Source organism: Streptomyces sp. NPDC055287, assembly GCF_053646035.1.
In genome coordinates this window covers 229,110-240,774 of the sequence record NZ_JBSHNE010000004.1, presented here as the reverse complement: position 1 = coordinate 240,774, position 11,665 = coordinate 229,110, and the positions used below count along the sequence as shown (strand labels likewise).

The following is an 11,665-nucleotide window of genomic DNA, read 5'->3' as shown; positions in this document are numbered from 1 at the left end:
ACTCACGGTGCCACTCCTGCCGTGGAAAGACCTGTCTCCTCGGGGAGTCCGAGGGCGATGTTCATGCTCTGCACCGCGCCGCCGGCCGTGCCCTTGGCGAGGTTGTCGATGGCGCTGATCGCGATGACGCGGCCGGCGGCCTCGTCGTACGCGACCTGGATCTGGACGGCGTTGGAGCCGTACACGGAGGCGGTCGCGGGCCACTGCCCCTCGGGCAGGAGGTGCACGAACGGCTCGTCCGCGTACGCCTTCTCGTAGGCGGCCCGGACGCCCGCCACGGTCACGCCCGGCTTCGCCTTGGCGCTGCACGTGGCGAGGATGCCGCGGGACATGGGGGCCAGCGTCGGCGTGAAGGAGACGGTGACCGGCTCCCCGGCGGCGGCGCTGAGGTTCTGGATCATCTCGGGCGTGTGACGGTGGCCGCCACCGACGCCGTACGGCGTCATGGAGCCCATTACCTCGCTGCCGAGCAGATGCGGCTTGAGCGCCTTGCCCGCTCCGGAGGTACCGGTGGCGGCGACGATCACCGCGTCCGGCTCCGCGAGCTGGGCGGCGTACGCCGGGAAGAGGGCGAGCGAGACGGCCGTGGGGTAGCAGCCGGGGACGGCGACCCGCTTGGAGCCCTCGAGCGCGGCGCGGGCGCCGGGGAGCTCGGGGAGGCCGTACGGCCACGTGCCGGCGTGCGGCGAACCGTAGAACCTCTCCCAGTCACCGGCGTCCCGGAGCCGGAAGTCGGCGCCCATGTCGACCACGAGCACGTCGCCGCCGAGCTGCTCGGCGACGGCGGCGGACTGGCCGTGCGGAAGCGCGAGGAACACGACGTCGTGCCCGGCCAGCACCTCGGCGGTGGTCGGCTCCAGGACGCGTCCGGCGAGCGGCAGCAGATGCGACTGGAGGGCTCCGAGGAGCTGACCCGCGTTGGAATGGCCGGTCAGGGCGCCGATCTCCACGCCGGGGTGGGCGAGGAGCAGGCGGAGCAGTTCCCCGCCCGCGTACCCACTCGCCCCTGCCACTGCCGCACGTACCGCCATCGGAAATTCCTCCTCGTCGATGGCATGACTATACGCAATGCCGCAGTTTTATGCAATGAAAAGGAGGTGTCGGGGCGGGCACCGGATGGAGTGCGGCGTCCGCGATCGCGTCGCCCGGTCGCGGCGGGGACCGGCCGGGCGGGCGCTAGCCTGATCCTCATGGACGAGCTCGGCGGCGTGGAGATCATCGCTTTCCCGGACGCCGAGGCGTTCGAGGGCTGGCTGGCCGGGAACCACACGCGCCACGAGGGCGTGTGGATCAGGATGGCCAAGAAGAGGTCCGGCATTCCGACGGTCTCCGCCGACGAACTCGTCGACGTCGGGCTGTGCTACGGCTGGATCTCCGGGCAGCGGCGGTCCTGTGACACTCAGTACTACCTGCAGAAGTACGTGCCCCGCCGCCCCGGAAGCCTGTGGTCGCAGGTGAATGTGGACAAGGTCGAGAAGCTTACGGCGGCGGGACGGATGCGCGAACCCGGCTTGGCCGAGGTACGAAAGGCGCAGCAGGACGGGCGCTGGGCGGGTGCGTACGCGTCGCAGAAGACGGCGACGGTGCCACCCGACCTCGCGGCGGCGCTCGACGCGAATCCCGCGGCCCGGGAGGCGTTCGACGCACTGGACAGGACCGGCCGCTATCTGGTGATCCTGCCGCTCCTTCAGGCGCTCACGCCGGAGAGCAGGCAGGCCCGGCTGGAACGAGCGCTGCGCACGCTGAGGAGCTGAGCGGGCGTCATCCATGAGTACCTGTACGGATGGGCAGGTGGCACCGCGGCCGACAGGATGGGTCCATGAGTGCTCCCGAGCGTGACCCCCAAGCTCCTGTGCGGCCCGTACGTACCGAACGGCCGGCGGAAAGGGCGATGAAGGCCGTCCTCCTGGTGGCGGCGGTGGTGGGCACGCTCGTGCTGTCCTACGTGGCCATTTTCGTCGGACTCTTCGCCGTGGCCGGCTGACCACGCCCCCGGCGGTCGCCGTCGCAGCGGAAACAGCACGGCCGCATCACCGCCCTCGACGCCCTCGCGTCAGGAGCGAGGGAGCCGCGCGTCGCGGACAGAACCTGTCCTACACCGGGTCTAGCCTCGGCGTACCAGCCCCCGCGAACAGGAGCAGCGGATGAGCCGTGTCGACAGCGACCAGCCGGATTCCACGCCCACTTGGATCGACCTCGACGTCCCCGACCTCGCCCGCGCGAAGGACTTCTACCGCGCGCTGTTCGGCTGGACCTACGAGGCGGGGACCGACGGCTCCACCACCTGCCTGCTGCGCGGGCTGGCGGTGGCCGGGTTCCGCCCCGCCTCCGCGCCCGACCCCGCCCCCGGTTTCTGGCGCGTGTACTTCGCCACGGAGGACTGCGACGCCACCGCCAGGCGCGTCGTCGACGCCGGCGGCACCCTGGCGCAGAAGCCGCTGGACCTCGGCGGCCTGGCACGCGTCGCCCTCGCCTCGGACACCGTCGGCGCGCGGTTCGGTCTCTGGCAGGGCCGCACCCGTCCCGGATGCCGGATCGTGAACGAGCCCGGTTCGCTCGTACGCAACGATCTGAGTACGCCGGATCCGGGTCCCGCGCGGGACTTCTACACGGCGCTCTTCGGCTTCACCCTCGACGGCAACGAAGACTTGCCCGGCTTCGACTTCACCTTCCTGCGGCGCCCCGACGGCCACGAGATCGGCGGCATCTTCGGCGACCCCTCGGCCACCGCCTCCGCCTGGCAGACCACGTTCGAGGTCGCGCACACCGACGCGCTGGCGGAGCGCGCCGTCGCGGCGGGAGGCACCGCCGGTGAACCGGCGGACTCCCCGTACGGCCGGTACGCGGAGATCACCGATCCCTTCGGCACCGCGTTCAGCGTGATCGCCAGGCCCCCGGCCCCGCAGGAGTGACCGGAGTGGGGCGGGCGGTCGCTCGGTTAGCCTGAGGGCACAATGAACCATTTGACGACGTCACGGGGCGAGTACGACCTCGTCCGCTTCCCCGAGGACCCCCGCGACAGGCTGCGCGCCTGGGACGCAGCCGACGAGTACGTGCTGCGGCATCTCGAAGGAACGGCCGACGCGCCCGCCGCGGACCTGTCCGGCACCGTCGTCGTGGTCGGCGACCGGTGGGGCGCCCTGGCCACCGCCCTCGCCGGCTGCCGCCCCACCCAGATCACCGACTCGTTCCTGACCCAGCAGGCGACCCGGGTGAACCTGGAACGCAACGGGACCGACGCGTCCTCTGTGCGGCTGCTGTCCACGCAGGAGCCCCCGCCGGAGCGGATCGACGTACTGCTGATTCGCGTCCCCAAGAGCCTCGCGCTGCTGGAGGACCAGCTGCACCGGCTCGCCCCGCACGTCCACGCGGACACGGTCGTCGTCGGCACGGGGATGGTCAAGGAGATCCACACGTCGACGCTCAGGCTGTTCGAGCGGATTCTCGGTACGACGCGCACGTCGCTGGCGGTGCGCAAGGCACGGCTCATCCTCTGTACGCCGGACCCGGGACTCGCCCGTGGCACCGCCCCGTGGCCGCACAGCTACGCCCTGCCCCCCGACGTCGGCGTGGTCTCCGGCATGACCGTCACCAACCACGCGGGCATCTTCTGCGCCGAGCGCCTCGACATCGGCACGCGGTTCTTTCTGCGCCACCTTCCCCGCCGCCGGGGCCCCGAGCGCGTCGTGGACCTGGGCTGCGGCAACGGCGTGGTGGGTACGGCGGCCGCGCTCACCAACCCCGAGGCCGAGGTCCTGTTCACCGACGAGTCGTTCCAGGCGGTGGCTTCGGCGCAGGCCACGTTCCGGACGAACGCCGGGGCGGACCGGAAGGCGGAGTTCCTGGTGGGCGACGGCCTGTCGGGCGTACCGGACGGGACGGTCGATCTCGTTCTGAACAACCCGCCGTTCCACAGCCACCAGGCGACGACGGACGCGACCGCGCGGCGGATGTTCACCGGGGCGCGGGACGCGCTCGGGCCCGGCGGCGAGCTGTGGGTCGTCGGCAACCGGCATCTCGGCTACCACGTGACGCTGCGCCGGGTCTTCGGCAACAGCGAACTGGTCGCGAGCGACCCGAAGTTCGTGGTCCTGCGGGCGGTGAAGCGCTAGGCCCCGGGGGGCCGGTGCGGCGACCTGCCCGTTGGGCGGGCCGGGCAGTGGCCGCCCCTACTCCCCGCCCAGCAGCCCCGCCCACGCGCCCCGCAGCCGTCGTACGCCCTCGGTGATCTCCGCCGGTCCCGCCACCCCCGCGAAGCTGAGCCGCACGTGTCCCGCCGTCGGTTCCGCGCTGAAGTACGGGCGGCCGGGCGCGATCGCGACGCCCGCCCGCAGCGCCGCCGAGACCACCGCGCTCTCGTCCGCGCCGTCGGGCAGCCGCAACCACAGGTGGTAGCCGCCCGCCGGAATGTGCGGCAGGCCCAGTTCGGGGAGGTCCAGGCGCAGGGCGGCGACCAGGGTGTCGCGGCGGACCCTCAACTCGCCCGACACGGTCCGCAGATGGCGCGGCCACGCCGGGGAGCCGACCAGCTCCACGGCGGCCTCCTGGAGCGGCCGGGGCACGAAGAAGCTCTCGACGACCTGGATGGCGCGCAGCCGCTCCAGCACCGGTCCGCGCGCCGCCAGGGCGCACACGCGGAAGCTCGGCGAGGTCGCCTTGGTGAGCGAGCAGACGTGCACGACGACGCCGTCGTGGTCGTCGGTCGCCAGCGGCCGGGGCAGCGGCCCCGCGTCGTCGTGGACGAGGCGCCGTACGAAGTCGTCCTCGACGACGAAGGCCCCCGCCTCACGGGCGATCCGCAGCACCTCCGGGCGGCGCTCGGCCGAGAGCACCGCGCCGGTCGGGTTCTGGAAGAGCGGCTGGCACACGAAGACGCGGGCGCCGGTGGCCTTGAACGCCGCGGCGAGGAGTTCGGGGCGCACGCCGTCCGCGTCCACCGGCACGGGGACCGGGCGCAGCCCGGCAGCGCGGGCGATCGCCAGCATGCCGGGGTACGTCGGCGACTCGACCAGCACCGGGGCGCCGGGCGGGGCGAGGGCGCGCAGGGCGGTCGTCAGCGCGCTCTGGCCGCCGGCGGCGATGAGCACCTCGGCCGCGGTGATGGCGCCGCCGATCCCCCGGGCGAACCATTCGCGCAGCTCCGGGACGCCGTCGGTGGGCGGGCGCCCCCAGGCGCCGGGGCGGCGGCCGGCCCTGGCGAGGGCGGCCGCCATGGCCCGCTCGGGCTGGAGGGAGGCATGGAGGTAGCCACTGTTGAACTCGATGACGCCGGGCGGCTGGGCGGCGAGCGTGACCAGGACACCGGACGCGTCGACCGAGCGCGGCACGAGTTCGGTGGCGCCGTCGGCGCTGAGCGTGACCTCCTGCCAGGACGTGTCACCGGGCGCGGCCGCGTCCGTACGGGGCTGTGTGCGGAAGGCGCCCGCGCCGGGCCGGGTGACGACCAGACCCTCGGCGGCGAGCTGCGCGAGGGCGCGCGCGACCGTCACCGGGCTCACCCGGTAGCGCTCGACCAGCGCCCGGCTCGACGGGAGCTTTCCACCAGGTGAGTAGCGGTCGAGTTCACGCTTAAGGGATTCTGCCAGCTCTGCCACACTGCTACGCTCGTGCATGACAGCACAGAATAGCGCTACTCGCACGGTGACAGTAGCGGTCAGCAGCGACTCCGGCAGCCGCGCCACCGGCGCCCGCAGCGGTACCCTCCTCGCCGCTCTCGGCGTCACCGCCTTCTCGCTCACCTTCCCGGCCACCGCCTGGGGCCTCGAAGGCTTCGGCCCCTGGTCGCTCGTGGCCGTACGCAGCGTCCTGGCCGCACTCGTCGCCGGCGCCGCCCTGCTCGTCCTGCGCATACCCGTGCCGGCCCGCCGCCACTGGACCGGACTGGCCGTGGTCGGCGGCGGCGTGGTCCTCGGCTTCCCGATGCTGACCACGCTCGCTCTCCAGACCTCCACCACTTCGCACGCCGCTGTAGTGGTCGGCCTGCTGCCGCTGACCACCGCCGCCTTCTCGGCCCTGCGGACGGGCGCCCGGCCGTCCCGGGCGTTCTGGCTGGCGGCCCTCGCCGGCGCCGCCGTGGTGATCGCCTTCACCGTGCAGCAGAGCGGCGGCGCGCTGTCCGCCGGCGATGTGTACCTCTTCGGCGCGCTGCTGGTCTGCGCCGCGGGTTACACCGAGGGCGGCAGGCTGGCGCGCGAGATGCCCGGCTGGCAGGTCATCGGCTGGGCACTCGTGCTGTGCCTCCCGCTCGCCGCACCCGTGGCGGCCGTGGCGCTCACCGCCGAGCCGGTGCACTTCACGGCGCACAGCGTCACCGGGCTCCTGTGGGTCGCGGTCGGTTCGCAGTTCCTCGGCCTGGTCGTCTGGTACCGCGGCATGGCCGAGATCGGCGTGTCCAAGGCCAGCCAGCTCCAGCTCGCCCAGCCCCTGCTGACCCTGGTCTGGTCGGTCGCCCTGCTCGGCGAGCACCTCTCCCCCGCGGCCCCCCTCGCGGCAGTCGGCGTACTCGTCTGCATCGCGGTCACCCAGCGCGCGCGGACCTGAACGGCCGAGCAGGAGGGCGCCAACTCCCGGCCCCGGCCATAGACTGGCCCTACCTAGAGTCGGCCTCGAGAAGGGCACTCCCGATGCAAGCGAGCGTGGGCGACCAGCTGCTGGTGCACGGCAGGACCGTGGGCCATGAGGACAAGGTCGCGAAGATCGTCGAGGTGCTGGGTTCCGAGGGCACCCCGCCGTACCGAGTCCAGTTCGACGACGGGCACGAGGCGTTGGTCGCGCCGGGTCCGGACTCCGTCGTACGCCACACCCAGCACGGCGGAACACCGCAGTAGCCGCGGCCCGGCGGTCAGCGGGGCGGCCGTACCCGGGCCGGATAGTGGTCCGCCACCACCCGGTCCATCGCCCCGATGCGGTCGACTGCGACCTCCTTCGCCGAGAAGAAGACATGACCCCGGACCTGCGGGAAGTCCTCGGCGAAGGTCAGATGGCGGGACAGTTCGGCCGGGTCCTGCCAGGCTTCCGGCTGCGCCGGGTCACCGGCCTTGTAGAGCGCCTCACCGGCGTACAGATCGACGCCGGTGCCGCGCACGGTCTGCGACCACCAGGGCACCAGCGTGGCGTAGTCGGCTGCCGCGAAGCCGATGTTCCAGTAGATCTGCGGCACGATGTAGTCGATCCAGCCCTCCTTCACCCACTTCCGGGTGTCGGCGTGCAGATCGTCGTACGTCTGCACCCCGGCCCGGGTCCGTGAGCCCAGCGGGTCGGTGGAGGCATTGCGCCACACCCCGAACGGACTGATCCCGAAGCGGACCTTCCTGCCCTTCCTCTTCACCGCCTTGATCCGGTCGGCCGTCTCCCTCACCAGCCGGTCGGTGTTGTCCCGCCGCCAGGCGGCCCGGTCCGGGAATCCCGCGCCGTGGCGTGCGTACGCCTCGTCGTCGTCGAAGACCTGCCCCGCCACCGGATAGGGGTAGAAATAGTCGTCCCAGTGCACGGCGTCGATGTCGTAGCGCTCCACGGCGTCCAGCATCGCGTCCTGCACGAAGCTCCTGACCTCCGGCAGCCCGGGGTTGTAGTAGAGCTTCCCGCCGTACGGCAGCACCCAGTCCGGATGCAGGCGCGCCGGGTGCGACTCCACCAGCCGCGACGGGTCCGTGTGATTCGCCACTCGGTACGGGTTGAACCAGGCGTGCAGCTCGAGATCCCGCCGGTGCGCCTCCTCCACGGCGGTCCCCAGCGGGTCCCAGCCCGGATCCCGGCCCTGTACGCCGGTGAGGTACTGGGACCAGGGTTCGTACGGCGAGGGCCACAGGGCGTCGGCGGTGGGCCGCACCTGGAACATCACCGCGTTCAGCCTGCGCCGTACCGCCGTGTCCAGATGGGCCAGGAGTTCCGCCTTCTGCTGTTCGGCGGTCAGGCCGGCCCTGGAGGGCCAGTCGCGGTTGGCGACGGTCGCCAGCCACATCCCGCGCAGCTCGCGCCCGGGCTTCCGGCGCCGTACGGCGGGGGCGGAAGCCGCCGCGTCCCCGGTGACCGCCAGCAGGGACAGCGCTCCGGCCGCCGCCAGCACCCCTCTTCGACCGATCTGACCCATATGTCGCCCCTTACTAGGTGCATACGTCCCGTCCTATCCGCAGAGCATGCCCGCCCCGGCCCGTCACCCACACGTAGGTCCGGAGTAACGTCGGGGGCCGAGGCGGGCACCGGCACGGCCGGATGCCTGCCGAACTGTTGATCAGCGAAAGGCACGATGTGACGGACTCCATGGCGGATGTGCAGCGCGTCGGAGTAGTGGGCTGCGGCCAGATGGGCGCGGGCATTGCCGAGGTGTGTGCCCGCAGCGGCCTCGAGGTGAAGGTCGCCGAGACCACGGGCGAGGCCCTGGAGATCGGCCGCACCCGGCTCTACAACTCCCTCTCGAAGGCCGCCGAACGCGGCAAGATCACCGAGGAGGAGCGCGACGAGACGCTCGCCCGCCTCAGCTTCACGACCGACCTCGGGGAGTTCGCCGACCGCGACCTCGTCATCGAGGCCGTCGTCGAGAACGAGTCGATCAAGACGGAGATCTTCCAGGTCCTCGACCAGGTGGTGACCCGCCGGGACGCGATTCTCGCCTCCAACACCTCCTCGATCCCGCTGGTGAAGCTGGCCGTCGCGACCTCCCGTCCGGACCAGGTCATCGGCATCCACTTCTTCAACCCGGCCCCCGTGCAGAAGCTCGTCGAGCTGATCCCGGCGCTGACCACGTCCGAGGAAACCATCAAGCGCTCCGAGGCCGTCGTGCAGAACGTGCTCGGCAAGCACGCGATCCGCGCCCAGGACCGCTCGGGCTTCGTGGTCAACGCGCTGCTCATCCCCTATCTCCTGTCGGCGATCCGGATGTTCGAGTCGGGCATCGCCAGCCGTGAGGACATCGACAACGGCATGGAGCTGGGCTGCGCCCACCCGATGGGCCCCCTCAAGCTGGCGGACCTCATCGGCCTGGACACGGTCGCCTCGGTCGCCGACTCGATGTACGACGAGTTCAAGGAGCCGCTGTACGCCGCTCCCCCGCTGCTCCAGCGGATGGTGGACGCGGGCCGGCTGGGACGCAAGACGGGATCCGGTTTCTACCCGTACTCCTGAGTCTCATTCGCACGGAGTGTGCGGGGCGTACCCGCATATGCCCCGCACACACGCTCCCGCCGCGGGCACAGGGCGAGTTGGCTCGGTGCCACCTACACAAGGCCGCCGGACGGCCCTGTCGCAGAAGGAGCGAACCGTGAGTATCGACACCGACCAGACCCTGGTCGCAGAGGAATACGCCGAGTTACGTCGCTGCCTCGATGTGGGGCTCACCAGGATCGACGGACAGCTGGCGCTGCTGGCCCACCGGGGTGACCAGGCCGACAGCGATCTGGCCGGCCTGGCCGCGCGCGTGACGGCCCTGGAGCACACCCGCTGGCCTCTGCCCACTCTCTCGGCGCTCACCGCGGCGGGAGCGCTTGCGGTGAGCCTCTGGCAGGCCGTCGGCCGCTAGACATGAGCCGGGGCAACCGGCTTTAGCCGAGGCGCAAGTGGTGGAGCATCAGCAGCCCGGCCGCCATGTTGGCGGCCGGGACTTCACCCCGGGCGACCATGTCGGGGACCAGTTTGAGCGGGACCCACTCGCGCCGCGAGGACTCGAAGTCGTCCTCGGGATGGCCGATGTACGTCGCCTCGTCCGCCCAGTAGAGGTGATGCCGGGCGTCGCTGAGGCCGCTGGACGGCTCGACGGTGAGGAGATGGCGCAGCGGTCCCGGTCGCCAGCCGGTCTCCTCCTCCATCTCTCGGGCCGCCGCGGACTCGACGGACTCGCCGTCCTCGACGACTCCCGCCGCGAGTTCCCAGCCCCAGCTGTCGGTGATGAAGCGGTGCCTCCAGAGCATCAGCACCTCGTTGGCCTCGTTCACCGCCGTCGCCACGGCCACCGGGCGCAGCCGGATGACGAAGTGGTCGAGGTGCCGGCCGTCGGGGAGTTCGACATCCGCGAGGTTGATCCGGAACCAACGGTTCTTGTACACAGTCTGTTCGCTTAAGTTCGTCCACTGCACTGTTCTGCCACCTTCCGACAAGTAGATGGCAACATCGCAGCAGGAGGACGGTCAGAGCGGAACGCGCAAAGCCCCGTCGATCAGTTCGGCCGCCTCTTCCGCGCCGGCGCATCCGCTGCCCACCAGATGCTCCCGGACCGCCCGCAGGCGGTCGCGCATCCGCTGCGACTCCATCCCCTGGGCCCGCTGCGCCATCTCCGTGGCGATCTCCACGGCCCGGTCCGCCTTGCCCTGCCGCAGCTCGATGTGGGTGAGCATCGCGAGGCGGTGCACCCGGCCCCTGTCGTGCGCGGGCGAGCCGACCGCCGTATCCGCGTGCTCCCGCGCCGCCGGCAGGTCTCCCAGGCTGAGCAGGGCCTCGGCCACCTGTACGTTCACCAGGCCCGGCTGGACGTAGCCCGTCTCGTCCGGTTCGCTGCCCGGTCTGATGGACTCCGCCTCGGACTCCGCACGCCGGATGCAGGAGAGCGCGTTCTTGCTGTCGCCGAGATGTGCGTAGGCCTTGGCCTGCATCGCGTGCAGGTCGGCGGCGAGCGCGGGGGTGATCTGGGTACCCGCCGTGCGCAGCGCCGCCTCCGCGAAGGCCACCGCCTGGCGGTACTCGGCCATGAACAGCGACTGGTTGACCAGCAGCGCGATGATGTACGCGCCGAGTCCCCGGTCCCCGCTGGCCTTCGCCAGCCGCAGGGCCTGGTGGAAGTACCGCTGGGCGAGCCCCTGGGCGTCCGAGTCGTACGCGCAGATGCCCGCCACCGCCACCAGCCCGCCCGTGGCGCGGTGCAGATGGCGCCCCATGGCGTTGGAGTAGCTGCCGCGCAGCAGCGGGGCGGTCTCGGCGTTGAGGAAGCCCACGACGCGCGCCCGGGTCGCGACGCCGCCGGCCTTGCGGTACATCAGCTCGTAGTGCGCTCTCGCGGCGCGCAGCATCTGTATGTCGGCCACGCTCACGCGTGTCTGTCCCTTGCGCGAGACGTCCGCGTCCTCCGGCGGGTTCTCCCACTCCCATACGGGCATCACCGCCGGCGTCCCGGTCACTGCGGGGGCGCCGAGGATGTGGGGCCGTTGCTGCTCGTCGGAGCGCCACAGCGCGGTGGCCCGTTCCACGAAGCCCGTCAGCGGGGAGCCGTGCGGCATGGCGGATTCGCCCGGCATGCCGAAGCCGATGTCGTCCAGCGTTATGGGCCGGTGCAGCCGGGCCGCGAGGACCTCGCAGATCAGATCGGGCACCTGGCCGCGCGGGCGCTGGCCCTTCAGCCAGCGGGCCACGGCGGTGTGTTCGTACCTCAGCGCCAGACCTCTCGCGCTGCCCGCCTGGTTGACGTGGGCGGCGAGGCCGGCGTTGGAGATGCCCGCCTCGTCGAGCAGGGCGTCGAGCAGGGTGTTCGGCTGCATGGCCTCTCCGGTGGCTCGGTGGGGTCAGCGTAATGGAGCCTCATTCACACGGGGTGTGAACCGAGTGCCCGCGCTGGTGCCCCGCGTGCTCTCCCGCGCACACCCCGTGTCCGATTGACTTCAGTTCGCCTCTCCAGGAGGCGGCCGGGCCGCCGGCTCCCCCTCGTACAGTGCGGCGGCCCGATCCTGCACCGTCCGCCCTGCCG

At 71.8% G+C, this 11,665-nt stretch carries 13 protein-coding genes; 8 read left to right on the top strand and 5 right to left on the bottom strand.

Going from position 1 to position 11,665, the window contains the following annotated elements:
- Positions 1-2 precede the first annotated feature (2 nt).
- On the bottom strand, positions 3-1,031 hold the full coding sequence (gene argC, locus ACWIHY_RS09125; protein WP_454374983.1) for an N-acetyl-gamma-glutamyl-phosphate reductase: 1,029 nt from the start codon (positions 1,029-1,031) through the stop codon (positions 3-5).
- 159 nt (positions 1,032-1,190) lie between these two features.
- Here argC and ACWIHY_RS09120 point away from each other — a divergent pair, with 159 nt between their 5' ends.
- The 4 genes from ACWIHY_RS09120 (at position 1,191) to ACWIHY_RS09105 (ending at position 4,112) form a co-directional block, all read left to right on the top strand.
- Positions 1,191-1,754 (top strand): YdeI/OmpD-associated family protein, encoded by a 564-nt coding sequence (locus ACWIHY_RS09120; RefSeq protein ID WP_454374982.1) that lies wholly within the window; start codon positions 1,191-1,193, stop codon positions 1,752-1,754.
- A 65-nt stretch (positions 1,755-1,819) separates the two neighbouring features.
- Positions 1,820-1,984 carry a hypothetical protein gene (locus ACWIHY_RS09115; RefSeq protein ID WP_454374981.1) on the top strand — a complete coding sequence of 55 codons (165 nt, stop codon included), beginning with the start codon at positions 1,820-1,822 and terminating at the stop codon, positions 1,982-1,984.
- 160 nt (positions 1,985-2,144) lie between these two features.
- Positions 2,145-2,912, top strand: a complete 768-nt coding sequence (locus ACWIHY_RS09110; protein WP_454374980.1) for a VOC family protein — start codon at positions 2,145-2,147, stop codon at positions 2,910-2,912.
- Positions 2,913-2,954: 42 nt separating this feature from the next.
- A complete protein-coding gene (locus tag ACWIHY_RS09105; RefSeq protein WP_454374979.1) occupies positions 2,955-4,112 on the top strand; it encodes a methyltransferase in 1,158 nt (385 codons plus the stop codon).
- 57 nt (positions 4,113-4,169) lie between these two features.
- Here ACWIHY_RS09105 and ACWIHY_RS09100 read toward each other — a convergent pair whose 3' ends face one another.
- Positions 4,170-5,612: an aminotransferase-like domain-containing protein gene (locus ACWIHY_RS09100; RefSeq protein ID WP_454374978.1), complete on the bottom strand. Its 1,443-nt coding sequence runs from the start codon at positions 5,610-5,612 to the stop codon at positions 4,170-4,172.
- On the opposite strand from ACWIHY_RS09100, the gene ACWIHY_RS09095 reads away from it, so the two are divergent.
- A complete protein-coding gene (locus ACWIHY_RS09095; RefSeq protein WP_454374977.1) occupies positions 5,611-6,540 on the top strand; it encodes a DMT family transporter in 930 nt (309 codons plus the stop codon). The two genes, ACWIHY_RS09100 and ACWIHY_RS09095, sit on opposite strands and share 2 nt — an antisense overlap.
- An 83-nt stretch (positions 6,541-6,623) precedes the next feature.
- Positions 6,624-6,827: a DUF1918 domain-containing protein gene (locus tag ACWIHY_RS09090; protein ID WP_454374976.1), complete on the top strand. Its 204-nt coding sequence runs from the start codon at positions 6,624-6,626 to the stop codon at positions 6,825-6,827.
- A gap of 14 nt (positions 6,828-6,841) precedes the next feature.
- Here the strand turns inward: ACWIHY_RS09090 and ACWIHY_RS09085 are convergent, their stop codons facing one another.
- Positions 6,842-8,089, bottom strand: coding sequence for a glycoside hydrolase family 10 protein (locus ACWIHY_RS09085; protein ID WP_454374975.1), 1,248 nt, complete (start codon positions 8,087-8,089; stop codon positions 6,842-6,844).
- Between the two features lie 170 nt (positions 8,090-8,259).
- Between ACWIHY_RS09085 and ACWIHY_RS09080 the strand changes: the two genes are divergently transcribed.
- Together ACWIHY_RS09080 and ACWIHY_RS09075 are read left to right on the top strand one after the other, a co-directional pair.
- On the top strand, positions 8,260-9,120 hold the full coding sequence (locus tag ACWIHY_RS09080; RefSeq protein ID WP_355250405.1) for a 3-hydroxybutyryl-CoA dehydrogenase: 861 nt from the start codon (positions 8,260-8,262) through the stop codon (positions 9,118-9,120).
- Between the two features lie 136 nt (positions 9,121-9,256).
- Complete coding sequence (locus tag ACWIHY_RS09075; protein ID WP_454374974.1) at positions 9,257-9,514, top strand: hypothetical protein; 258 nt, start codon at positions 9,257-9,259, stop codon at positions 9,512-9,514.
- A 22-nt stretch (positions 9,515-9,536) separates the two neighbouring features.
- Here ACWIHY_RS09075 and ACWIHY_RS09070 read toward each other — a convergent pair whose 3' ends face one another.
- Together ACWIHY_RS09070 and ACWIHY_RS09065 are read right to left on the bottom strand one after the other, a co-directional pair.
- The gene (locus ACWIHY_RS09070; RefSeq protein ID WP_454374973.1) at positions 9,537-10,067 is read right to left on the bottom strand and encodes an NUDIX hydrolase; all 531 of its coding nucleotides are present in this window, start codon (positions 10,065-10,067) and stop codon (positions 9,537-9,539) included.
- Between the two features lie 51 nt (positions 10,068-10,118).
- A complete protein-coding gene (locus ACWIHY_RS09065; protein WP_454374972.1) occupies positions 10,119-11,459 on the bottom strand; it encodes a tetratricopeptide repeat protein in 1,341 nt (446 codons plus the stop codon).
- Positions 11,460-11,665: the final 206 nt, after the last annotated feature.

Bases quoted from the DNA above. Each gene is read 5' to 3' on its own strand.
- argC (WP_454374983.1), bottom strand. From the start codon at position 1,031: ATGGCGGTACGTGCGGCAGTGGCAGGGGCGAGTGGGTACGCGGGCGGG.
- ACWIHY_RS09120 (WP_454374982.1), top strand. From the start codon at position 1,191: ATGGACGAGCTCGGCGGCGTGGAGATCATCGCTTTCCCGGACGCCGAG.
- ACWIHY_RS09115 (WP_454374981.1), top strand. From the start codon at position 1,820: ATGAGTGCTCCCGAGCGTGACCCCCAAGCTCCTGTGCGGCCCGTACGT.
- ACWIHY_RS09110 (WP_454374980.1), top strand. From the start codon at position 2,145: ATGAGCCGTGTCGACAGCGACCAGCCGGATTCCACGCCCACTTGGATC.
- ACWIHY_RS09105 (WP_454374979.1), top strand. From the start codon at position 2,955: ATGAACCATTTGACGACGTCACGGGGCGAGTACGACCTCGTCCGCTTC.
- ACWIHY_RS09095 (WP_454374977.1), top strand. From the start codon at position 5,611: ATGACAGCACAGAATAGCGCTACTCGCACGGTGACAGTAGCGGTCAGC.
- ACWIHY_RS09100 (WP_454374978.1), bottom strand. From the start codon at position 5,612: ATGCACGAGCGTAGCAGTGTGGCAGAGCTGGCAGAATCCCTTAAGCGT.
- ACWIHY_RS09090 (WP_454374976.1), top strand. From the start codon at position 6,624: ATGCAAGCGAGCGTGGGCGACCAGCTGCTGGTGCACGGCAGGACCGTG.
- ACWIHY_RS09085 (WP_454374975.1), bottom strand. From the start codon at position 8,089: ATGGGTCAGATCGGTCGAAGAGGGGTGCTGGCGGCGGCCGGAGCGCTG.
- ACWIHY_RS09080 (WP_355250405.1), top strand. From the start codon at position 8,260: ATGGCGGATGTGCAGCGCGTCGGAGTAGTGGGCTGCGGCCAGATGGGC.
- ACWIHY_RS09065 (WP_454374972.1), bottom strand. From the start codon at position 11,459: ATGCAGCCGAACACCCTGCTCGACGCCCTGCTCGACGAGGCGGGCATC.